General features: G+C 62.0%; 22 protein-coding genes. 11 read left to right on the top strand and 11 right to left on the bottom strand.

The features are described from left to right. Nucleotides 1-23: 23 nt before the first annotated feature. Nucleotides 24-374, top strand: coding sequence for a hypothetical protein (locus JJE66_RS19175; protein ID WP_200515950.1), 351 nt, complete (start codon nt 24-26; stop codon nt 372-374). An 11-nt stretch (nt 375-385) separates the two neighbouring features. On the opposite strand, the gene JJE66_RS19170 is transcribed toward JJE66_RS19175, so the two are convergent. Together JJE66_RS19170 and JJE66_RS19165 are read right to left on the bottom strand one after the other, a co-directional pair. Beyond that, on the bottom strand, nt 386-790 hold the full coding sequence (locus JJE66_RS19170; protein ID WP_200515949.1) for a cupin domain-containing protein: 405 nt from the start codon (nt 788-790) through the stop codon (nt 386-388). 23 nt (nt 791-813) lie between these two features. Beyond that, nucleotides 814-1,512, bottom strand: a complete 699-nt coding sequence (locus JJE66_RS19165; RefSeq protein ID WP_200515947.1) for a ribonuclease activity regulator RraA — start codon at nt 1,510-1,512, stop codon at nt 814-816. Nucleotides 1,513-1,773: 261 nt separating this feature from the next. On the opposite strand from JJE66_RS19165, the gene pxpB reads away from it, so the two are divergent. Genes pxpB through JJE66_RS19150 form a run of 3 tightly spaced genes read left to right on the top strand, consistent with a single transcriptional unit; the run spans nt 1,774 to nt 4,341 of the window. Next, complete coding sequence (gene pxpB, locus JJE66_RS19160) at nt 1,774-2,505, top strand: 5-oxoprolinase subunit PxpB (RefSeq protein WP_200515945.1); 732 nt, start codon at nt 1,774-1,776, stop codon at nt 2,503-2,505. Then, a complete protein-coding gene (locus JJE66_RS19155; RefSeq protein ID WP_200515943.1) occupies nt 2,502-3,539 on the top strand; it encodes a biotin-dependent carboxyltransferase family protein in 1,038 nt (345 codons plus the stop codon). The genes pxpB and JJE66_RS19155 overlap by 4 nt, the downstream gene beginning before the upstream one ends. A gap of 31 nt (nt 3,540-3,570) precedes the next feature. Continuing rightward, nucleotides 3,571-4,341, top strand: a complete 771-nt coding sequence (locus JJE66_RS19150) for a LamB/YcsF family protein (RefSeq protein WP_200515941.1) — start codon at nt 3,571-3,573, stop codon at nt 4,339-4,341. On the opposite strand, the gene JJE66_RS19145 is transcribed toward JJE66_RS19150, so the two are convergent. From JJE66_RS19145 to JJE66_RS19135, 3 genes are all read right to left on the bottom strand, one after another. Then, nucleotides 4,342-4,515, bottom strand: coding sequence for a hypothetical protein (locus JJE66_RS19145; RefSeq protein WP_200518945.1), 174 nt, complete (start codon nt 4,513-4,515; stop codon nt 4,342-4,344). Nucleotides 4,516-4,777: 262 nt separating this feature from the next. After that, nucleotides 4,778-6,388, bottom strand: coding sequence for a sulfite reductase subunit alpha (locus JJE66_RS19140; protein WP_200515939.1), 1,611 nt, complete (start codon nt 6,386-6,388; stop codon nt 4,778-4,780). Beyond that, entirely contained in the window at nt 6,385-8,166 is a 1,782-nt protein-coding gene (locus tag JJE66_RS19135) for a NirA family protein (RefSeq protein ID WP_200515938.1), read from the bottom strand. Before JJE66_RS19135 ends, JJE66_RS19140 begins: the two co-directional genes overlap by 4 nt. A 360-nt stretch (nt 8,167-8,526) precedes the next feature. On the opposite strand from JJE66_RS19135, the gene JJE66_RS19130 reads away from it, so the two are divergent. Genes JJE66_RS19130 through JJE66_RS19110 form a run of 5 tightly spaced genes read left to right on the top strand, consistent with a single transcriptional unit; the run spans nt 8,527 to nt 11,792 of the window. Further along, the gene (locus JJE66_RS19130) at nt 8,527-8,922 is read left to right on the top strand and encodes a hypothetical protein (RefSeq protein WP_200515936.1); all 396 of its coding nucleotides are present in this window, start codon (nt 8,527-8,529) and stop codon (nt 8,920-8,922) included. After that, the gene (locus tag JJE66_RS19125; protein WP_246756464.1) at nt 8,892-9,293 is read left to right on the top strand and encodes a helix-turn-helix domain-containing protein; all 402 of its coding nucleotides are present in this window, start codon (nt 8,892-8,894) and stop codon (nt 9,291-9,293) included. Before JJE66_RS19130 ends, JJE66_RS19125 begins: the two co-directional genes overlap by 31 nt. A gap of 3 nt (nt 9,294-9,296) precedes the next feature. Then, the gene (locus tag JJE66_RS19120) at nt 9,297-10,307 is read left to right on the top strand and encodes an ImmA/IrrE family metallo-endopeptidase (protein ID WP_200515934.1); all 1,011 of its coding nucleotides are present in this window, start codon (nt 9,297-9,299) and stop codon (nt 10,305-10,307) included. Beyond that, nucleotides 10,304-10,990, top strand: a complete 687-nt coding sequence (locus tag JJE66_RS19115; RefSeq protein ID WP_200515933.1) for a C1 family peptidase — start codon at nt 10,304-10,306, stop codon at nt 10,988-10,990. Before JJE66_RS19120 ends, JJE66_RS19115 begins: the two co-directional genes overlap by 4 nt. Then, nucleotides 10,962-11,792, top strand: a complete 831-nt coding sequence (locus tag JJE66_RS19110; RefSeq protein WP_200515931.1) for a hypothetical protein — start codon at nt 10,962-10,964, stop codon at nt 11,790-11,792. Before JJE66_RS19115 ends, JJE66_RS19110 begins: the two co-directional genes overlap by 29 nt. Here the strand turns inward: JJE66_RS19110 and JJE66_RS19105 are convergent. From JJE66_RS19105 to JJE66_RS19085, 5 genes are all read right to left on the bottom strand, one after another. Beyond that, nucleotides 11,705-12,412 carry a uracil-DNA glycosylase gene (locus JJE66_RS19105; protein WP_200515929.1) on the bottom strand — a complete coding sequence of 236 codons (708 nt, stop codon included), beginning with the start codon at nt 12,410-12,412 and terminating at the stop codon, nt 11,705-11,707. The two genes, JJE66_RS19110 and JJE66_RS19105, sit on opposite strands and share 88 nt — an antisense overlap. Beyond that, the gene (locus JJE66_RS19100; RefSeq protein ID WP_311979931.1) at nt 12,409-13,557 is read right to left on the bottom strand and encodes a nucleoside triphosphate pyrophosphohydrolase family protein; all 1,149 of its coding nucleotides are present in this window, start codon (nt 13,555-13,557) and stop codon (nt 12,409-12,411) included. The genes JJE66_RS19105 and JJE66_RS19100 overlap by 4 nt, the downstream gene beginning before the upstream one ends. A 262-nt stretch (nt 13,558-13,819) precedes the next feature. After that, nucleotides 13,820-14,983 (bottom strand): CmpA/NrtA family ABC transporter substrate-binding protein, encoded by a 1,164-nt coding sequence (locus JJE66_RS19095; protein ID WP_200515927.1) that lies wholly within the window; start codon nt 14,981-14,983, stop codon nt 13,820-13,822. Next, complete coding sequence (locus JJE66_RS19090; RefSeq protein ID WP_200515925.1) at nt 14,980-15,570, bottom strand: ANTAR domain-containing response regulator; 591 nt, start codon at nt 15,568-15,570, stop codon at nt 14,980-14,982. Before JJE66_RS19090 ends, JJE66_RS19095 begins: the two co-directional genes overlap by 4 nt. Before the next feature lie 291 nt (nt 15,571-15,861). Next, nucleotides 15,862-16,425, bottom strand: coding sequence for a hypothetical protein (locus JJE66_RS19085; RefSeq protein WP_200515924.1), 564 nt, complete (start codon nt 16,423-16,425; stop codon nt 15,862-15,864). A gap of 321 nt (nt 16,426-16,746) precedes the next feature. On the opposite strand from JJE66_RS19085, the gene rimO reads away from it, so the two are divergent. Further along, entirely contained in the window at nt 16,747-18,066 is a 1,320-nt protein-coding gene (gene rimO / locus JJE66_RS19080; RefSeq protein ID WP_200515922.1) for a 30S ribosomal protein S12 methylthiotransferase RimO, read from the top strand. A gap of 176 nt (nt 18,067-18,242) precedes the next feature. Here rimO and JJE66_RS19075 read toward each other — a convergent pair whose 3' ends face one another. Continuing rightward, a complete protein-coding gene (locus JJE66_RS19075; protein ID WP_200515920.1) occupies nt 18,243-19,181 on the bottom strand; it encodes a hypothetical protein in 939 nt (312 codons plus the stop codon). A gap of 292 nt (nt 19,182-19,473) precedes the next feature. Between JJE66_RS19075 and JJE66_RS19070 the strand changes: the two genes are divergently transcribed. Continuing rightward, entirely contained in the window at nt 19,474-20,115 is a 642-nt protein-coding gene (locus JJE66_RS19070) for a hypothetical protein (protein ID WP_200515919.1), read from the top strand. The last annotated feature ends 180 nt before the right edge of the window (nt 20,116-20,295 follow it).

The following is a 20,295-nucleotide window of genomic DNA, read 5'->3' as shown; positions in this document are numbered from 1 at the left end:
AGGTTCAACCACAGGGGCGTGTCATGAATTGCTTTCGCAAAGCGCTGTTCGTTACCGTGTTCGCCTTGGCTCTGCCGATCGCGCAAGCGAGCGCCAGCACCTTCGACGGCGCATGGAATGTCCGCATCTCGTCGTCGAGCGAAACCTGCGGCAACGGCGCGTCCGTCGCGATCGGCATCAGCAACGGCCAGATTGCCTCGAGCAGCGCAGCCGTGACGGCGTCCGGCCGTGTGGCCGACGCCGGCAGCATCAACGTCACTTTGAGCACCGGCATCAAGCGCGCCGTCGGCTTCGGCCGGCTCAGCGGCACCTCGGGCTCCGGCACATGGCGTGGCACCATGTGCACGGGAACGTGGACCGCTGAGCGGATGTGATCAGCCGACGCTCAGCCGATCGCGGCGCCGTATTCCGTGTCCGTCACCGGCTCGAGCCAGGTCGAGAACACGCCATCGAGGGCTTCCTGCATGGCGATGTGGCACATGCTGTTGTTCGGCGAGGCGCCGTGCCAATGCAATTCGCCCGGCGGAATCCAGACGGTGTCGCCGGGGCGGATTTCCTGAACCGGGCCGCCTTTGGTTTGGACGCGGCCGACGCCCGAGATCACGTAGAGTGTCTGTCCGAGCGGATGATGATGCCAGTTGGTGCGTGCACCCGGCTCGAAGGTCACGCACGAGCAGTTCAGCCGTGCTGGCGCGGGCGCCATGATCACGGGGTCCTGCAAGACGGTGCCGGTGAAGTGTTCCTTCGGCGCGCGGCGGGTCGGCCGCGTGCCTGCGACTGTGATGTCCATGGGGTACCTCGCTTGTTGTCTCGTTACTTCTTGCTGGCCGCGTAGCGCGCCTTGGTCTCGGCGTTCATGGGATAGAGGCCCGGCAATGCCGCGCCGTTGTTCACTTCGTTGACGATCCAGGCTTCCATTCGCTCCTGCTCGACGCCCTCGGCGAGCACGTGCTCGAGCATCGCCTGCGGGATCAGCACGCAGCCGTCCTGGTCGGCGACGACGATGTCGTTCGGGAACACGGCGACGCCGCCGCAGCCGATCGGCTCGCCCCAGCCGACGAAGGTCAGGCCGGCGACCGACGGCGGCGCCGAATAGCCGTCACACCAGACCGGAAGATTGGTGCCGAGCACGCCCTCGACGTCGCGCACCACGCCGTCGGTCACGAGCGCAGTGACGCCGCGCTTCATCATGCGGGCACAGAGGATGTCGCCGAAGATACCGGCATCGGTGATGCCCATGGCGTCGACCACGGCGATGCAGCCGTCCGGCATCGCCTCGATCGCGGTGCGGGTCGAGATCGGCGACGACCAGGATTCCGGCGTCGCCAGGTCCTCGCGCGCCGGCACGAAGCGCAGCGTGAAGGCCGGCCCGACCAGGCGCGGCAGGCCCGGGCGCAGTGGACGCGCACCGCGCATCCACACATTGCGCAGGCCCTTCTTCAGCAGGACCGTAGTGATGGTGGCAGTGGTGATGCCGGCGAGTGTCTTGCGGGCTTCGGGGGATAGCGACATGGACGGCGACGAGCTCCGGATGGGCGGGAAAGAACGCGCGCATCTTGCGAGCCGGGCGCTTGCCGTCAAGGGCCAAAGACCTGTTAAGAACGCAGGGCCGCAGAGCTGTTATGGACCGCGATAACAAGGCTTTATCGCTTGCCCTTGCATTAATTTATTGGACTTGCGGGCGCATTTACGCGAAGCAGGGCGAGGCGGAACTCAAGGTCGAGCCCGCATGTTTCCAGAAGCCCGATTTCGACAGCCCGATCTCGACACCCCATGGCCGCGACGCTTCCCCCGCCCCGCCTTCTGCCCAGTGGCGACAGCGCCGTCACGGTCGAGTTCAGCCGCACCATCGACGACGACGCCAACCAGCGCGTGCTGGCGCTCGACAAGGCGCTTGCGGCAGCTCCCATCGACGGCATCACCGAGACCGTGCCGACCTATCGCTCGCTGCTGGTGCATTATGATCCCGGCAAGATCGGTTTCGACGCGCTCGGCGCAAAGATCCTCCCGATCGCGAGCCAGCCGCTGCCGCCGGCCACCAAGGCGCGGCGCTGGCGCATCCCCGTTGCCTATGGCGGCGAGCATGGCATCGACCTCGAGGATGTCGCCAAGGCGCTGAACACGACGCCCGACGATATCGTGGCCCGTCACGTCGCCGGCGACTACAAGGTTGCCATGATCGGCTTCACGCCGGGCTGGTCCTATCTCAGCGGCCTGGACAAATCCCTGCAGATGTCGCGGCGGCAGAACCCGCGGCTGCTGACGCCCGCCGGCACGATCTCGATCGGCGGCATCCAGGCCGGGATCCAGTGTCTGGCCGCCCCGAGCGGCTGGCACCTGCTCGGCCGCACGCCGGTGCGGACCTATCAGCTGCACCGGAATCCAACCTTCCTCACCGAACCCGGTGATCGCGTGACGTTTTTCGCCATCGACCACAAGACGTTCGAGGAGCAGGACCGCGCCGCCGAGGCCGGTGAGATCATCGCCGAGCAGGTGGTCGCATGAGCCGGCTCGTCGTCGCCAGCATTGGGCCTGCCAGCTCCGTCCAGGACGGCGGACGCCACGGTGCGCAGCGCTACGGCCTGACGGTCAGCGGTGCGATGGACCGGCTGTCGCTCGCGGCGGCGAACACGCTGGTTGGCAACGAGCCGCTGGCGGCTGCCGTCGAGATCGGCCCGTTCGGCGCGACCTTCACCGCCCGTGACGGCGCCGTGCGCGTGGCGATCGCGGGCGCGCCGCGCAATGCTGACATCGCCGGCCGCCCGGTCGCGCTGGACACTTCCGTAACATTGAAGGACGGCGAGACGCTGACGCTGGGCTTCGCGCGCGGCGGTGCGTTCAGCTATCTCGCGATCGAAGGCGCCATCAAGGGTGAGCTGGTGTTCGGCAGCCTTGCGGTGAACGCGCGCGCCGGCCTCGGCAGCCCCTACCCGCGTCCGCTCCAGGCCGGCGACGAGTTGACGGTCGATGCCGCGAGCGGCGCGGCCGAGCTGCGCATCGAATTGCCGAAGCCTGCGAGCGGTCCGATCCGTGTCCTGCTGGGGCCGCAGGACGACGAGTTCGACGATGCCAACAAGGCGCTGTTCCTCGACAGCGAGTGGAAGATCTCGGCAACCTCCGACCGCATGGGCTACCGGCTCGAAGGCCCCGCGATCAAGCATCTGCACGGCCACAACATCGTTTCCGATGGCACCGTCAACGGCAGCATCCAGGTGCCCGGCAACGGCACGCCGATTGCGCTGATGATGGACCGCGGCACCTCGGGCGGCTATCCCAAGATCGCAACCGTGATCACGGCCGATGTCGGCCGTCTGGCGCAGACCTCGGCGGGCACGGCGTTCCGCTTCAAGGCCGTCACCATGGCCGAGGCGCAGGACGAGGCGCGCAAGTTTCAAGAGCTGATCCGTACCCTGCCCGATCGCCTGCGCTCGTCCGACACGGTCGAACTCAACATCGAAGCGCTCAGCGATGCCAACGTCGCGGGCTATGCGGTCAGCGCCATGGATGCCGGGACCTGGCAGGTCGCGGCGGAGCCGTAAACGACAAGACGACCAGAGGCGGAGAGCAACCATGAAGACGATCGATCTCAATTGCGACCTCGGCGAAGGTTTCGGCGCGTGGGAGATGGGCAACGACGCCGCGATGATCGAGCTGGCAAGCTCGGTCAATGTCGCCTGCGGCTTCCACGCGGGCGATCCCGACATCATGCGTCGGACGGTTGAGCTGGCGAAAGCGCGCGGCGTCTCGGTCGGCGCGCACCCCGGATATCGCGACCTCCACGGCTTTGGCCGGCATCCGATTGCAGGCCTCAAATCCTCCGAGATCGAGAACCTCGTCGCCTACCAGATCGGCGCGTTGCAGGCGATCGCGACCGCGGCCGGGCACAAGGTCACGCATGTGAAGGCGCATGGCGCGCTCTCCAACGTCGCCTGCGAGGACGACATGACGGCGAAGGCGATCGCTGCCGGCATCAGGGCGGTCGACCCCAGCCTCATCTTCGTCGTGCTCGCCAACTCGAAGCTGGTGAAGGCCGGCGAAGACGCCAATCTGCCGATGGTGCACGAGGTGTTCGCCGACCGCGCCTATGAGGACGACGGCAATCTGGTCTCGCGCAAGAAGCCCGGCGCGGTGCTGCACGATGCCAAGGCCATCGCCGATCGCGTGGTACGCATGGTGCAGGACGGCGCGGTGGTCTCGGTCACCGGCAAGGTGATCAAGATGCGCACGGACACGGTGTGCATCCACGGCGACACGCACGGCGCCGTCGACATCGCGCGGACGTTGCGTCAGGCGTTGAAGAATGCAGGGATCGAGGTCGCGCCGTTCAGGCGCGGGCCGTGATCAGAACGGGTGCACCGATAGCGTGCTGAGGACGAGAACGGCGATCAGTGCGCAGGCGCCGTAGAGCCCGATGTGGTGCGCGCTTGCCCCGGCCCTGCGCGACAGCGACCGCGCAAAGAAATGCAGCCTGGCTTCCGCCGATAGTTCCCGGATGGTCGATTTCCAACGCACCATGCCTGGGATTATGAACGAGCAAACGCGACGGCTGTAAGACCGTCGCGCAAATAGCGATGGAAGCCTCTTCAAAGGCCTCATCGCAGGCTCAAATTCTCCAAACCCTCTGGTTCCGAGAATCTTGTTCGTTAAAGTCCGAGCCGACTGGAACCCGTCCTGGTTCCACCAGATCAAAAACCTCGAAAAACAACCCCATGCACAGTAGACGGCGATCGCCGGCACGTTGCTCCGCGCCGGCAATTCATTCCGATCGCGCAGCACCTTAGTAGACGTCGGCCTGGAATCTGCCCGTCTTCTTCAACTCGGCGACGAAACTGACGGCCTCGTCGGTCGAGCGCGCGCCGAACTGGGCGACGATGTCGACCAAAGCGCGCTCGACGTCCTTGGCCATGCGCTTGGCATCGCCGCAGATGTAGAGATGCGCGCCGTCGGCGAGCCAGGTCCACAATTCGCGGCCGACCTCACGCATGCGGTCCTGCACGTAAAACTTCTTCTCGCCGTCGCGCGACCAGGCCAGCGACAACCGCGTCAGTTGACCCGAGGTCTTCATCGCGTTGAGCTCGTCCTGGTAGAAGAAGTCGCAATCGCTACGCTGATGGCCGAAGAACAACCAGTTCTTGCCGGGCGCGCCGGTTGCCTTGCGGTCGAGCAGGAAGGCGCGGAACGGCGCGATGCCGGTGCCGGGGCCGATCATGATGACAGGCGTCTTCGGATCCTGCGGCAGGCCGAAACCGTGCGCCTTCTGCACATAGACCTTGAGCTTCTCGCCGTCATTGATGCGCTCGCCGAGGAAGGTCGAGGCGACGCCGATGCGCTTGCGCTTGCCGACCACGTAGCGCACGGAATCGACCGTCAGCGACAGCTTTCCGGGCGTCGCATTGTGCGACGAGGAGATCGAATAGAGCCGCGGCTGCAGCGGCTCCAGCGCCTCGACGAAGGCCTCGGGGTGCGGCCGCGTGCCGGAAAACTTCTGGAGCGTTGCCATCACGTCGAGCGTGGCGGCATCGCCATCGGGATCCTCGCCCTGCGCCAGCGCCCGCGCCTTCTCGCGCTGCGCGCCGCCGGTGATGAAGGAGATCAATTCAAACAGCGAGTCCGGCGCGGGCGACAGCGAGACGTCGTCGATCAGCACCTCGCGCAAGGTCTTGCCGTTGACTTTGGTCGTATGGGAGGCGCCGAGCAGCGCGATGATCTGGTCGACGAGACCGACATCGTTGCGCGGGAACACGCCAAAGCTATCACCGACGACATAATCGAGCTTGCTCTCGGAGAGATCGAACTCGACGTGGTAGGTTTCCTTCTCCGACTTCCCCTTGTTGAGCAGGCGCCGCGACAGGAAGGTCGCCGCGACCGGGTTGTCGCGCGAGCGGCCGGGCTCCGCGATCGTGACCGTCACGGCCGGCGCGCTCACGGCATCCGCCTTGTCAGGCGCTTTGGCCGCCGGCGCCTTGTCCAGCTCCTCGTACAGCGACTTCAGCATCCGCGCGGTTTCCTTGCCGCCGGGAACGCAGAGGTTGAGCCGCGCTTCGCTGCGGGTGGCGATCGCCTCCGAATAGTCGTTGCAATTGTAACCGCACTGGCCGCAATCCTGCTGCGCCATCGCCGCCATCATCTTGCGGCGCACGGGCCGGCCTTCGGCGAGCTTCATCCGGTCAGCGATCGGCATGGTCTGGTCGTGCCATGGCGCTTCACCATCGTCGCCGTCACCAGCTCCGCCCATTACGGCGGCGCCCTGCTCCGCCGACAACGGCGCCGCCACATCGGGCGACAGCAAGCCGGCAAAGAAGCCGTTCAGCCAGGAGCGCTGCGCATCCGAGAACGGCGCGCTGGCGGGAATGATATCGAGCTTCGGCGGAGGCGTGATCTGGTTCATGCGGACACCTGTGCATCGGCAAGCTTGCGCAGCGTTTCGCCGTCATGGCGGCGCGCAAAGGACAGGAAGGTTTCCTCGGGTGACGAACGATGGGCGATATAGGCCTTGAGCAGCCCCTCGACCGTCTTCGGCGCGTCCTCGGCCTTGAGGTCGTGATAGACCTCCTGCCCGACGTCGGCATCGGGACCGAACCCGCCCCCGGTGAAGAGGTGATAACCCTCGACAGTATCGTCTTCGTTGACCGGCACGCGCGCACCGATCAGTCCGATGTCGCTGATGTAATGCTGCGCGCAGGAATGGTGACAGCCGGTCACGTGGATGTTGACCGGCTTGTCCATGGCGACGCGCGGCTCGCACCAGTCGCCGATCTCGGCGGCGTTGCGCTTGGTATTGGATGCGGCGAAGCGGCAGCCGGCATTGCCGGTGCAGGCGATCAGGCCGGCGCGGATATGCGAAACCTCGACCGCGAGCCCGATTTGCTTGATCGCGGCAATCGCCAGCTCGACATTCTCGTCGCGCACGCCGGATATCAGGAGGTTCTGCCAGACCGTCAGGCGGATCTCGCCGTCGCCGAGATCCCGCGCGACCTTGGCCAGGCCGCGCATCTGGTCGCAGCTGATTTTGCCGAGGGTCAGCGAGACACCGATCCAGTTCAGGCCATCCTGCTTCTGCTTGTGGACGCCGATATGCGCCATACGATCTGACGCGGGCCGCGGCGCGAACGCCTCTTCCGGCACGCGCGTGAATGACGTTTTCAGCCGTTCCTCGACAAGCTTGAGAAAGCCGTCATGGCCCATGGCGTCGAGCACGTATTTCAGCCGGGCCTTGTTGCGGTTGGTGCGGTCGCCATGCTCGATGAACACGCGCACGATGGCGTCAGCGACGGCGGTTGCCTGCTCCGGATTGACGATGATGCCGGAATATTTGGCAAAGTCCTTGTGCCCGGTGATGCCGCCGAGGCCGAGGCGGAACCAGATTCCGGGCTCGACGCCAAACCCGTCCTTCACCTCGTATGCGGTGAAGGCGATGTCGTTGGTCTCCTCCAGCACCGCAATCTTGCCTGCGCCGTCGAAGGCAACGTTGAATTTGCGCGGCAGGCCGTAGAGCGAGCGGTCGTTGAGGATGTGGTAGTGCCACTCGCGGGCAAAGGGCCGCGTGTCGATCAGCTCCTGCGGATCGATGCCGGCGGTCGGCGTTCCCGTCACGTTGCGGATGTTGTCGGCCCCGGAGCCGCGCGAGCACAGGCCGAGATCCTGGATGCCCTCGATCAGCAGAATCGCGTTTTTCGGCGGGATCTCGCGCAGCTGGAGGTTGGCGCGCGTCGTGACGTGGCTGTACTGACCGCAGAGATCGTCGGCAAGATCGGCCAGGCCCGACAGCTGCCAGTGCTTCATGATGCCGTTCGGAATCCGCAGGCGGCACATGTAGGAGTCCTGCGTCGGCGCGACGTAGAAGATGCCGTAATAGCGCCAGCGGAAATTGTCGGCCGGGCTCGGCGGCGCGTTATCGAGCGCCTGCTGGCGCAGCCGCTGATAGGCATCGAAGGGATGCTCGTCGCGCTTGAACTTCTCCTGGTCGGCGAGCTTCTTGCCGGACGCGATGACCTTGTCCTGCGCCTTGACGTGCACGGCGTCCGGACCGGTGGGCTCGGCGTTCGCCTTGCCGGTGCCGCCACCCAAGCCGCGACCGACCTTGCTGATCTGGAGACCGGTCGTGAAGCCTTCGAGATAGCGTTTCTGCTCGTCGGTAAAGTCGACTGAAACCGTTTCGATTTTCATGGTCGGTAGCGAAGCTCCTGCGGCCACCTTGGGTGGGATCGAGGGAATGAGATTCGACCCGCGGAGAACTCGGCTGGCTTCTTAAGCCTGCTTCGCTATCCGACGGTCCAATCAGCTTCGTTGCTGTGGGACTTGGCGCAGCAGGCATCTGTGACAGGCTGGCCGCACTGCAACATACAAGTTGCGTGCCAGCTTCGACGCGATCAAAACTGAAGCTATTTCAAGCCAATATGAGCGCGCCTAGGAAAACCGGGGCCCAGACCTCACACGAAATTCGTGCACGCGGCCGAAAATTTAGCCATCGCTCGCTTTCGCCTCAAAACGATGCAGTAAACATTCGTTGCCTGAGAAAGGTCTTGCATGTCTGAATTTCAGACATATAGTAGTTCCGTCGTCACGAAAAAACACATGAGTGTAGGTATGACGGTCCTCCTCGCTACGCCTCTCGGCGTCGCTTTTCCTGCGACTGCGGTCGCGGCGTGCCTCCACGACGAACTGGCTGAAGCCGTGAAAATTGAAGCCAACCTCAAAGGCCTAACTTTGCCATCGTCGCCCGTCGATCTTGTGAAGGCTCAGGTCTCCATCGATTCCCTCGTCGCCGTTTCAATCCTCTCCGCCGTCGAGCCTATCGTGGGGTTCGAGCTTCCGGACCATTTAGTGCGAACCGGTGGATATGGCTCAATCGAAAGTGCGCTCGGACATTTACTGCCCCGCATCGAAGCGCAATGGAAAAAGAAAAATGGAAGCCAACAATGAAGAAGCCAGATCCGCAGGATGAGACCGACGAGCAGGAGCGTCGGCGCCTCGGCGATAAACTGAGAGAAGCTCGGAAATATTTGGGGCTGAAGCAAGAGGAGGTTGCCGCCTACTTGAAGATACCCCGGACCGCATTGACGGACATTGAGAACGGCCAGCGTCGTGTCGAAGCTATCGAGCTCGCTCGTCTCGCAAGGCTGTATCGGCAACCGATGGGATATTTCACCGGCGAGGAAGACGCTGCCGCCGGCCTTCCAGTTGACGTTGCACATTTGGCGCGGCGCGCGGCCAATCTGTCACAACAGGACCGCGACGAATTGAGCCGGTTCGCTGAGTATCTGAGGGCTCGGTCTCTCGCAGGGAGGCAGTAAGGCATGGCAACCAGCTACGCAGGAGCCGTCCGGGCTGGGACTATGGCTGCCGCTAGGGTGCACCGCCAGCTGGGAATCCAGGAGAAAACCACCCAGTTCGGCGGGAACATTGACGTCTTTGCTGCCATTCACGCCCTGGACCTCCCCTTGCTGATACGCCCTCTCGAGGGGCTTCTCGGAGCTTATCTCAGCCAGCCAGCCCCAGGCGTCCTTGTGACGACAGAACGCCCGATGAGCATCCAACGCTTTACGGCCGCTCATGAGCTAGGGCATTTCGCGTTGGGCCATAACCCAAGTCTCGACGACGAAAGCATGCTCAGACGCATGCCGTTAAAGGGTGGCAGAGACGAAAACTTTCAGGAGGTCGAGGCGAATGCGTTTGCTGTCGCCTTCATGCTACCTCGATGGCTGATCGCTTGGCATTCACAGCGCCAGGGATGGACGGTCGAGGCGTTTCGTCGTCCCAGCACGATTTATCAACTGTCGCTTCGGATGGGAGCCAGCTACGAAGCTACGTGCTGGACTTTGGCCCAAAACCAACTGATCAAGCCTAACCAGGTCCAAGAACTACTTCAAACGCAGCCGCGCGAACTGAAGGTCGGCCTGTTGGAGGGCTACAAACCCCAGGACTATCGGGGCGATGTTTGGCTGTTGACTGAACGCGACGCCGGCACTCGGATCGATGGAAGCCGAAATGATCTGTTTGTTCTTCGGCTCGAGGAGCACAGCGGGGGTGGTTACCTTTGGGACATCGATCAGTTGAAGGTGAGCGGTTTCGCAGTAGTTCGCGACGCGCTTGAGTCCCATAACGATGATGGCGTTGGCGGTCACGTCATTAGGCGGGTGACCGCAGCTCCAACCGACAGCCGTCGCGGTAGGATGTCGCTAGAGGAACGCCGACCTTGGGAAACTGATCAACCACTAGCAACACTGAATGTAGACTTCGACTTTACTGGCCCGGAACAGGAAGGGCTGTCGCGAGCCGAAAGAAGAGTTCTACTTGAGGCGGCATGAGCAAGATTGTGCCGGCTAAAGACCTGCGCTTGATGTTTGGTCCCGCGCGAAACCAGTTGGCGCGCCCAACCTGCCTCGCGTTTGCGGCGAGCGATGCGCACGCTGCAATGAGGTCGGGATGGGCTCCGTTGTCTTGCGAGTACATTTTCTTCCATGCTCAGCGCCGTGCAAGCCGCTTACCGAGTGTTGGTGCCATTCTCTCTAAAATGCTGGAAGCGATCCGCCTTGACGGCCAACCCGAAGAAAGTGGGTGGCCATACTTGAGCGCAACGCCAGCTGACCCGAGATCATGGATGCCGCCTACGGAGGTGGGTGCGTTGTACCGACGAAATGCGACATCCCCCGACCTTACCTTCGACGCTATCGTCGACGAGATCACAAACGACCATCCGGTTATCCTTCTCACTATGTTATCTCGCTCTTTCTTTCGACCGTCCTCGGAGGGCATCGTTCATCCTGAGCCAGCAGAGGCCCCCGAGCCAGAACGTCGTCACGCGGTGATCGGAGTCGGCCACGGTATCGTCGACGGGCATCGCGCTATTTTGGTTCGAAACAGTTGGGGCGCTGGCTGGGGTCAGGATGGCTACGCCTGGTTGACGGAAGGCTTCTTAAAGCCACGGTTGTTTGCCGTTGCGACGTTGACGGAGAATTTGAATGTACCTGCCAATTCCCCAACAGCATGATTGCGCAAGCGCCTGGCGCGAGGCGGTTCGTCAGGTCGACGCTCGATCCGGGCACTCAGCACATAACGTCATAATTGACATCGCCGATCCGCTCGCGAGTACCACGCGACAAGATCCCCGGATCGCCGCGGTTGACGATTTCTTGAATGGTTTTGACAAGTCAGTTGAGACTGTTGCGAACACTATTATGCCCGCCGGACTTTACCGCCGGTACGGCGCACCAGCATTTTTCGAAGTATTTCACCAAAGAGTGCTGCCAAAGGTACAGAGAAACAACCGATGGTCAGGATATTATTTCGAGAGGATGACTCGAGTTCCGAATCCACCTGACGAGCCCATTAATCAGCTCTGGGAGATAGTGGAACGCATCCGCGACGACAACGTGCGGGCGCTCAACAAATTCGAACTAACCGTCTTTGACCCTGCGCGTGACGTTGATGATTCTCCCTACGGCGGACAATGCCTCAGCTATATGAGCTTCAAGCTGTTGCCAGGGGCAACAAAAACACTGGCGCTGACGGCAGTGTATCGCAATCATTTCTATATCGAGAAATTGCTTGGCAACCTGATTGGCCTCGGTCGTTTGATGGAGTTCGTGGCGAAGGAAGGCCGAGTCTCCGTAGGAAATCTAACTGTCGTCTCTACGCACGCTGAGATCGATCAGCCCTGCAAATGCAAGCGCCGAGCCATCAACGGGTTACTGACACGCTTCGATCAGGAATGTTTAGCCTTGGGAGCTACACAGTCACCTTCGAACGGCAACTCCAGCACTGTCGGCTCGACGATAGCTGATAACCCATAAATGGCGTTGATGCCGGCGATGAATTCAGCTTGCCCTCCATAACTCGGATGGCGGACTGTTTCGATCGGTATGTTTAGGCTGTTCAGCGCAATGCTTGCATCGCGTCCAATTGCGACGAGACGCCGCGGCTTGAGCATAGAAATGAGCGTAAGCAGGAGCGGCCAAGTCGTCTCTCGTTCTTGGCGAGTGTGGCAGCGATTGGAGAGCGGGTTCGCCCCTTCGTACGGATGGAAGGGGAATACGTTCCACAACATCGCCGGCTGATTAATTCGCGTTAGGACGGTCCAGATGATCGCCGCAGTACGTTCCGCGACGGGAGGTCCTGACGTTGCCCGATCCAGCGATATTCCACCAAGCATCGCGGCAGCTCGGCCAAGATGCACTTCGTCAGTGAGAGGGATGCCTGTTCGACGACCGCCACGGTATCCCAGGTCGCGGGCAATCCAGAGAGTATCAACACGAACGTCTATAGCCGCTTCAAGGAAGCGTATCAGATTCCTCTTTCGAACCTTCGGCCCGTCACGTCGATCATGAAGCTCACAGCATTCGACGTAAGGGTTGAACACTGAAGGAAGACGCACATCAGCCAAGGTTTCAGCGAATAGCTTGGGTGTGTTCAAGGCAATTTCTCTACCGTAAGCGTGTGGCGGTTCATGTCGATCTTGACGAGGCCACGACGGTGTTCTCTCAAGAATCGGAAAGCAGCATACCCCGTTAGGATGGCTTCTTCCCAGACCCACAATGGCCTGCTCTCGACTTCATAGCCGGAAACAAATTGACGGACGTGCTTCAATAGGTCGAATGGTAAGTCACCGGCAGCCATGCCTTCGAAAAGATTGAGGTTTACTGCTTGCCCAAATATCCAGGTTGTCACTCCTTCCTCGATAAGCATAGCCCGCGCGCTGTCTTGAGCATCATCAATTTTGGGATCGCTTTTTCTTTTGAGCCGGAAGAGCCCTCGAATCACCGGTGACCAGCTCAGGACCGCGACATAGCCGTAGTGGAACACGTCATGGAAGCGGTAGTCATCCGGAGTCATTGCGTTATCGGTTAAGCGATCGCCGATGTTGATGCCATTGCACCGTTGAAAGACGTACGTCTTGCCTCCGACTTCTCGCTCAAATACTTCGACCGACAGTGTGCGGGGTAGCTGTTCTTCCTCCACTGCCTCGGCATCGAGAGCTGTGGGATAGACGCGTTCCTTGGGCCATCGGTCGAAGATTTTTGACAGGTTTTTGATAGCTGCAGCTTCCAGTGTAACGCCTGCCTCGGTCGCCGCCTTGATCAAGGTGCGAGTGATCGGAATAAGGCGGCCGGCCAGCGCGGACTGGTTATCTTTCAGCCGACCAGCCTCTTGGTCAATGATCAGCAATCCAACCTCGCCTGCCAGTTGAAGCAAAGTCTGCTCGAACGTTGAGCTGGGTGAACCGGTCTGGGGCATAATCGGAGGCTGTAATGCCGCAAACGACGCAACCTCCTGGCCGAAGCTTTTCGAGATGATTTCCTGGAGAGTGAGCCCACCCCGGGCCGCGACCGCCGTCAAATACCAAAGGACGTCTCCAAGCTCATCGACCACAGCGGCCGCATAACCGATGTAGGAGGCTCGGTCGCGATGCTTCTTTTTCACTTCGCTGAGAAGGCTACCAGTTTCGCCGAAGAGCCCGAGCAGCGGGAATGTCAGCGACCCAGCGTCGCTCCGCTGGTCCGTCGTCAGGGCTTGTTCCGCGTAATCCATGATGCTGAGAGGAGCAAAGTCGTCCTTCACCGCGTACCCCCGTTTTTGCCCGCGCAAAAGCTGTACTACAACAAGGGAACGACTGCTGGTAGTTAGACGATTTGAGGCCTGCCCGGTGGAGTTCGACCACTCAAACAGAAGCAGTAATAAAGTAGCTGCCCTTGCGGGAGGGTACGCAGTAAACTAAAGCAATATCAAACACTTATATCAGAATAGCCAAGCTGGCGTTACCTCAGTCGATGGAAGGGGCTCGACATATCGAAGGCTGCTCGCAGAGGGTCGGTGACCCGACTCAGGTCTTCCAGCGACCGACCGCGAAGGCCTCAAGGTGCCCGCTGATATCGTCGGGATCGAAGGCCGGGCCGGCGAATGCGCCAAACGGGGCAGGCGCCTCAGTGGGCTGCGGGCGCCCCAGGGCGGCGTCACAGAGCTCTGGCCTGAACACGGCCATGGCCGTCTTGACACCATCCGGCGTCAGCGGCGCCTGCCCCCAGCGCACCATCTGTGCATAGAGCCAGGCGGCCTGGACCGGATCGGGGCGCCCTGCCCCTTCACGCCCGACCAGGAGGTAACGACCGCTTTCGCGGAACGTGCCGTCGGGCGAGATCTTCAGACGCCCATCGAGCGTGCGCTGGACAACTTCGGCATCGACGCCGATCCGCTCCGGCTGCGCCAGGATGCGCGCCGCCTCGGTCCGGTTTTCGGGGTGCTCGATGAACACGGCGGCCTTCTCGGCCGCACGCACCAGCGCCGCGACCACGTCCGGATTTTTGTCCGCCCAGGTCTGTCGCACCGCCAAAACCTTCTCCGCCGCGTGCACGAGAATGTCGGAAACGAAATGCAGGATGTGGCCGACGCCGAGATCGACCGCGATCGAATTCCAGGGTGCGCCGACGCAGAACGCATCGACATGGCCGCTCTTGAGGCTATCGACCATGTAGGGCGGCGGCAGCACGACAAGGCGCACGTCCTCGTCCGGATCGACCCCGGCGGCCGCCATCCAGAATCGCAGCTGGTAATTGTGAGTCGAGAACGGGAAGGTCATGCCGAACGTCAGGGGCTCGGCGCCAGCCTTGCGGCGCTTGGCGACCACCCGCGCGAGGGCTTTCGCCGTCGCCATCGGATCGAAACGGTCGCCGTCGATCGCCTCCGTCAGCGCGGCCAGGAGCGCCGGCGACACAGTGATCGCATTGCCGTTGATGCCGAGATTGAAGGGGGCAACGATCGGCACCTTGACGTGGCCGAGCCCGAGCGAGGATGCGATGGCGACAGGCGCGAGCAGATGCGCGGCGTCGAACAGGCCGATATTGAGCTTGTCGCGGACGTTGGACCAGGACACCTCGCGCACCAGCTCGATGTCGAGGCCTTCGGCGGCGGCAAAGCCCTTGTCGACGGCGACGATCAGGGCGGCGGCATCGACCAGCGGAATGAACCCGATGCGAAGCGGAGCGGTCATTTCAGCATCTCCGACGCGGTGATGATCGACTGGGCGATCTCGCCGATTTTCTTCTTCTCGCGCATGGCTGTGGAGCGCAGCAACACATAGGCCTCGTCCTCGTTGAGGCCCTTGACCCGCATCAGGATGCCCTTGGCCTTTTCGATGATCTTGCGGTCTTCGAGCTGCGACTTGGTGCGCTCCAGCTCCTCCTGGAGTTTGGCGAAGGCATTGAAGCGGGACACGCAGAGATCGAGGATCGGCTTGATGCGCTCCTTCTTCAGACCGTCGACGATGTAAGCGGAGACCCCGGCCTCGACCGAGGCCTGGATCGAGGCGGAATCGCTCTGGTCCACGAACATCGCGATCGGCCGCTTCACGGCGCGGCTGACCTGGAACATCGCCTCGAGCACGTCGCGGCTGGGGTTTTCGAGATCGATCAGGATAATGTCGGGATCGACCGCATAAATGCGGGCCAACAGGCTCTGCATCTCGCTGATATGGACGACCTGCGTGAACCCGGCCTCCCGCAGTCCCTCCTGGAGGATCGCGGCCCGGATCGGGCTCTCGTCGACAATCACGATTTTGGGCGACTGTTCGGCGCTCATAGCTCACTCACGACCCGGCGATTCATCCATAGCATGCCGGAGGGCGATGCAAAGGGTTGTAATTATGGGCAATTGGGACTAGCTCAAGCCTGTCAATCAGGCAGATTTGAATATGGCTCAGACGGCTGCGCCCAAGCTCAGCTTGGTGTCGCTCGGGTGTCGCTGAGACAACGAAAGTAAATTTCGGAGCCGTTAAGCCGAGATTTCGGCTTTCGGATGCGAAGCAAAACTCACGTGGTCAATCGGCGCATTGCCGGTGGTAACCCGGAGCGAACATCGGGGCTTTTGCTCTCACGGAACCTTCGCGCCAATGATCATCTTGTCGAGAAGTGGCACGGTAGCCAGCACCGCCGTTTCGTTGCGGCCGGAGACCGCTAGCCGCACGACATAAGAATTGCCGTCCTTGTCGAGATCGGCGTAATGCGCGATCACCTCGATCGGCTGGTCCTTCAGAGACGGATTGTCGTAGCGGTTGATAATGACCTTGGGGTTGACCGAGGGAAGCGTGGTTATCTTGGCATTCTCGCCGGATGTCATCGTCCAATCCCGATCGCTGGCTGCGACCCATTGGACCAATTCGGTCCGATCCTTGTTGTAGCGGGCTTCGGCATAGATGATTGCATCGGCTTTGCCGAATTGCGTCCCCTTCGGCACAAACATGGACGCGCCATACCTGAGGCTGGCGACATCGTCCCTCACCCATCCATCAGGTGTTTTCACCTGTGGCCTGAATTCTGGACACATTCGCTCTTGGCGATCACAGACATGGAGGATTTTAGCAACTTCAGCCTGAGCCGAAAACATCCCGCCCCAGATGGCGCTTACGAAAACCATGCCGCAGATCAAGCGACGCATGCAGCGCATTCTCCTCACTCGGGTGGGCCTGAGACAACGAGTGTGACCCCCAGTATTCTGAATAGGTTCATGGTCAATTGCCAAGTCGGTTGTATAGGCGCCCAAACCTTGGTGAATGTAGTAGATAAATGGATCCCAGCCGCGAACGTATCAATGAGCCGCACCGGTCGCTCTAAAAGCCTCACGGACCCCTGGGACCGGCGAACCGACAGCTACGCGCCGAAACAGCCAAACTTGCAAGCTCAAGGTTGATTTTCGCCATCAGATCAATTACTTGAAGCGCACATCCCGACAATTCAGCTGCAGGCCCCAGGCGAGCACATGGAACGAGCGCCGCGTATATCATTCACATCTCTCGGATGTCCCAAGGCATTGGTGGATTCCGAGCGCATCATCACGCGCCTGCGCGCGGAAGGCTATGAGCTCGCCCGCAGGCATGACGGGGCCGACATCGTCATCGTCAACACCTGCGGCTTCCTCGACAGCGCCAAGCAGGAATCGCTCTCGGCGATCGGCGAGGCCATGGCCGAGAACGGCAAGGTGATCGTCACCGGCTGCATGGGCGCCGAGCCCGAGCAGATCGAGCAGGCCTATCCCGGCGTGCTCTCGATCACCGGCCCGCAGCAATATGAGAGCGTGCTCGATGCCGTGCATCGTGCGCTGCCGCCCGCCCACAATCCGCATCTCGACCTGGTGCCGCCGCAGGGCATCAAGCTGACGCCACGCCACTATGCTTACTTGAAGATTTCCGAAGGCTGCAACAACCGTTGCACCTTCTGCATCATCCCGAAGCTGCGCGGCGATCTGGTCTCGCGTCCGGCCAATGATGTGCTGCGTGAGGCCGAGCAGCTGGTCAGCGCCGGCGTGAAAGAGCTGCTGGTGATCTCGCAGGACACCTCGGCTTACGGCGTCGATCTGAAATATGCCGAGAGCCCGTGGAAGGATCGCCAGGTCCGCGCCAGATTCCTCGACCTCGCGCGCGAGCTCGGCGAGCTCGGCGCCTGGGTCCGGCTGCAATATGTCTACCCCTACCCCCATGTCGACGAGGTCATCGCGCTGATGACGCAAGGCACGGTGCTGCCCTATCTCGACATCCCGTTCCAGCATGCAAGCCCCGAGGTGCTGAAGGCGATGAAGCGCCCGGCCGCGCAGGACAAGACGCTGGCGCGGATCAAGCGCTGGCGCGAGGAATGTCCCGATCTCGCCTTGCGCTCGACCTTCATCGTCGGCTTCCCCGGCGAGACCGATGCCGATTTCGCCTATCTGCTCGACTGGCTCGATGAAGCCGAGATCGATCGCCTCGGCTGCTTCAAATACGAGCCGGTTGCGGGGGCGACATCGAACGCGATCGGGAATCCCGTGCCGGAAGAGGTCAAGCAGGAGCGCTACAACGCGCTGATGGCGCGCCAGCAGAAGATCTCCGCACGCAGGCTGAAGCGCAAGGTCGGCACGCGGCAGCAGATCATCATCGACGAGGTCGGCCCGACTGTCGCAAAGGGCCGCTCGAAGGCCGACGCGCCGGAGATCGACGGCGCGGTGTATCTGACAAGCCGCCGCCCGTTGCGCGTCGGCGAGATCGTCACCGCGAAGATCGAGCGCGCCGATCAATATGACCTGCACGGCAGCGTCGCGGGGTTCTGACGGCATTGTTGTGCACTGAACGCTTCCACAGCGTCGTGGCCGGGCTTGTCCCGGCCATCCACGCCTTGACGCGCGATGCGAAGAACGTGGATGCCCGGGACAAGCCCGGGCATGACGACCTCTTGTGAATGTGAATGTTCGTATGCGGGTAGTCCCACGCCGCTAGCGTCGTTGCGTCACGCCAGCCATTTCGGCACCCAGCGCTCGGGGCGCGGTGCGCGGGCGAGATCGGCTTTTGCTTCAGACAAAAGCGCCGGCTCGCCGTCGATGGTCGGGCGCACATCGTATTCGAAATTCGGCATGACGCGCCCGTCGGCGTAGAGACCAAAGCTCATCGCGTACCACAGCCCGAGCTTAGGCTGCGCCCGCCACATCCCCTCGCGCAGTTCGCGCAACAGGGATTCGATCGCGGCCGCTTCCTCGAAGGCTTGCTGCCCGCGCGTCAGAATGCGCGCCTGGTATTGCTCGCCGACGATCGCGACCTCGAAGCGGGTCTTGTCCCAGGCATTCTTCCCCTTCGGCAGATGCGCGGCGAGCCGCCAGCCGAGCTCGGCCATCATCCGGTGATTGGCCCAATAGTCTTCGCGCTCCCGGCTCCATTTCTCGACGAAGCCACGGAAGTCCGGGAGGTCCGATGCGCCGTCCTCGCACGGCACCGGCTCACAGGGCGGCCGTCGGGCGAGCCATTGCGCGAGCTCGACCGTCTGAGGCTCGACCTCATCGTGCGGCCGCAGATCGTGCCAGGCCTTGTCGAATTGCTCCGACGTCAGTTTTGCCAGCAGCACGTCGAGGGATGGCGCGAGCAGCTCATAATCGCCCTCCGACCCCAGCCCCACGATCGGAGCATCGTCGCGGTCGAGACCGGCGCCGTACCAGCCGCCGACGGCCGAACCATCAGGCAGGCGCATGAACAACGCGAAGCGGTCGCGCAACGGACTGCCGTCGAAGATCGGGGCCTGATCGGAGAACTGGCCTTGCAGGGAGAAGCAGCCGACGCTGCCCCAGGGGCGCCCGTTCAGCCAGCCGGCAAAATCCAGCAGCAAAGGCGGCGCCTCGATGCCCGGCGGAAACGCGCCGCGAATGCTGTCGAGATCGATAGGATAAATATCGGACAAGGCTGAAAACTGTCTGGTTGGTCCCGTTACACTTGGTCGAGCCGGTCTGGCACCCGGTTCGAAACCAATTTCGTTCCCTCGATCACAAACGCGCCAGCCGCACGATTGTTTCCATCGGAAACGCAACTGATCAGACCGCGATTGATATCCGGCGTCGTCGCGGGGAGCTCTGCCGCAACGCTGTTACGCGCGTCGCCACCGCACACGGCAATGTGACACTATAATGCATTCACGCAGAGGTCACCGACTCGCCCTAACTCTCGCGCGCCTTCAACGCGAGCGAGGAACGAGAATGAGCCGCCTCCCGAACATGCTGCGCACGCAGCGCTTCGACGATTACCGCTTCTACCACCAGAGCACCGTCAACCAAACGCTGCATCTGATCAGCGCCATGATTTTCCTCAGCTGCTATGCGTTGCTGTTCAGGGATCCAGCGCTCGCGGGCATCATTGGCTGGCTCGCGATGCTGACGCGGCAGACCGGGCATTTCTTCTTCGAGCCGAACGGCTATGACGCGGTCAATGACGTCAGCAACAACTACAAGGAAGCGGTCAAGGTCGGCTACAACCAGACCCGCAAGATCATTTTACTCCTCGTCTGGGGCGGCGCGCCGATTGCGCTGTACGCGTATCCGACGCTGTTCGGTCTCTTTGCTCCTCCAACCGTTCGTCTCGACTTCATCCGTCACATCGGCGTGCTCTGGCTCGCGATCGGCATCGGCGGTGGGCTGGCACGCATGGTCCAGCTGTTCGCAACGCGCGGCGTCACGACCGGACTGGTGTGGGCGTTCAAGGTGCTGACCGATCCCTTCCACAACATCGCGCTGTACTGGAAATCGCCGCTCAAGCTGATGCGCGGCGAGCTCATCGACACCGCGATTGCGGATGCTGATTGGGGCGAGGACGACGTCGAAGAGGCCGTGCATCTGACCTGACCGGCACACGCCAGGCGTGTTTTGCAAAACGTCCGCTTGACAAGCGCGGCCATTCGGCTGTACGGACGCGGCCCATGATCAATTTCCGGACCCATCTGCGCCAAGCCATGCGTCGTCGCTCCTGCGACGATGATGGGTTGCGCCATGTCCGACGACGCCGCTGAAGCACTGAATTCAGCC

Source organism: Bradyrhizobium diazoefficiens (assembly GCF_016612535.1).
Taxonomy (GTDB): Bacteria; Pseudomonadota; Alphaproteobacteria; order Rhizobiales; family Xanthobacteraceae; genus Bradyrhizobium; species Bradyrhizobium diazoefficiens_C.
This window is presented reverse-complemented; position numbering and strand designations above follow the sequence as displayed.

What these genes read in the sequence shown, in the direction of transcription:
- JJE66_RS19175 (WP_200515950.1), top strand. Translation starts at nt 24, where the DNA reads ATGAATTGCTTTCGCAAAGCGCTGTTCGTTACCGTGTTCGCCTTGGCT.
- JJE66_RS19165 (WP_200515947.1), bottom strand. Translation starts at nt 1,512, where the DNA reads ATGTCGCTATCCCCCGAAGCCCGCAAGACACTCGCCGGCATCACCACT.
- JJE66_RS19145 (WP_200518945.1), bottom strand. Translation starts at nt 4,515, where the DNA reads ATGGTGCGTTGGAAATCGACCATCCGGGAACTATCGGCGGAAGCCAGG.
- rimO (WP_200515922.1), top strand. Translation starts at nt 16,747, where the DNA reads ATGGAACGAGCGCCGCGTATATCATTCACATCTCTCGGATGTCCCAAG.
- JJE66_RS19170 (WP_200515949.1), bottom strand. Translation starts at nt 790, where the DNA reads ATGGACATCACAGTCGCAGGCACGCGGCCGACCCGCCGCGCGCCGAAG.
- pxpB (WP_200515945.1), top strand. Translation starts at nt 1,774, where the DNA reads ATGGCCGCGACGCTTCCCCCGCCCCGCCTTCTGCCCAGTGGCGACAGC.
- JJE66_RS19110 (WP_200515931.1), top strand. Translation starts at nt 10,962, where the DNA reads ATGTACCTGCCAATTCCCCAACAGCATGATTGCGCAAGCGCCTGGCGC.
- JJE66_RS19130 (WP_200515936.1), top strand. Translation starts at nt 8,527, where the DNA reads ATGTCTGAATTTCAGACATATAGTAGTTCCGTCGTCACGAAAAAACAC.
- JJE66_RS19155 (WP_200515943.1), top strand. Translation starts at nt 2,502, where the DNA reads ATGAGCCGGCTCGTCGTCGCCAGCATTGGGCCTGCCAGCTCCGTCCAG.
- JJE66_RS19120 (WP_200515934.1), top strand. Translation starts at nt 9,297, where the DNA reads ATGGCAACCAGCTACGCAGGAGCCGTCCGGGCTGGGACTATGGCTGCC.
- JJE66_RS19070 (WP_200515919.1), top strand. Translation starts at nt 19,474, where the DNA reads ATGAGCCGCCTCCCGAACATGCTGCGCACGCAGCGCTTCGACGATTAC.
- JJE66_RS19125 (WP_246756464.1), top strand. Translation starts at nt 8,892, where the DNA reads ATGGAAAAAGAAAAATGGAAGCCAACAATGAAGAAGCCAGATCCGCAG.
- JJE66_RS19085 (WP_200515924.1), bottom strand. Translation starts at nt 16,425, where the DNA reads ATGCGTCGCTTGATCTGCGGCATGGTTTTCGTAAGCGCCATCTGGGGC.
- JJE66_RS19095 (WP_200515927.1), bottom strand. Translation starts at nt 14,983, where the DNA reads ATGACCGCTCCGCTTCGCATCGGGTTCATTCCGCTGGTCGATGCCGCC.
- JJE66_RS19090 (WP_200515925.1), bottom strand. Translation starts at nt 15,570, where the DNA reads ATGAGCGCCGAACAGTCGCCCAAAATCGTGATTGTCGACGAGAGCCCG.
- JJE66_RS19135 (WP_200515938.1), bottom strand. Translation starts at nt 8,166, where the DNA reads ATGAAAATCGAAACGGTTTCAGTCGACTTTACCGACGAGCAGAAACGC.
- JJE66_RS19150 (WP_200515941.1), top strand. Translation starts at nt 3,571, where the DNA reads ATGAAGACGATCGATCTCAATTGCGACCTCGGCGAAGGTTTCGGCGCG.
- JJE66_RS19115 (WP_200515933.1), top strand. Translation starts at nt 10,304, where the DNA reads ATGAGCAAGATTGTGCCGGCTAAAGACCTGCGCTTGATGTTTGGTCCC.
- JJE66_RS19140 (WP_200515939.1), bottom strand. Translation starts at nt 6,388, where the DNA reads ATGAACCAGATCACGCCTCCGCCGAAGCTCGATATCATTCCCGCCAGC.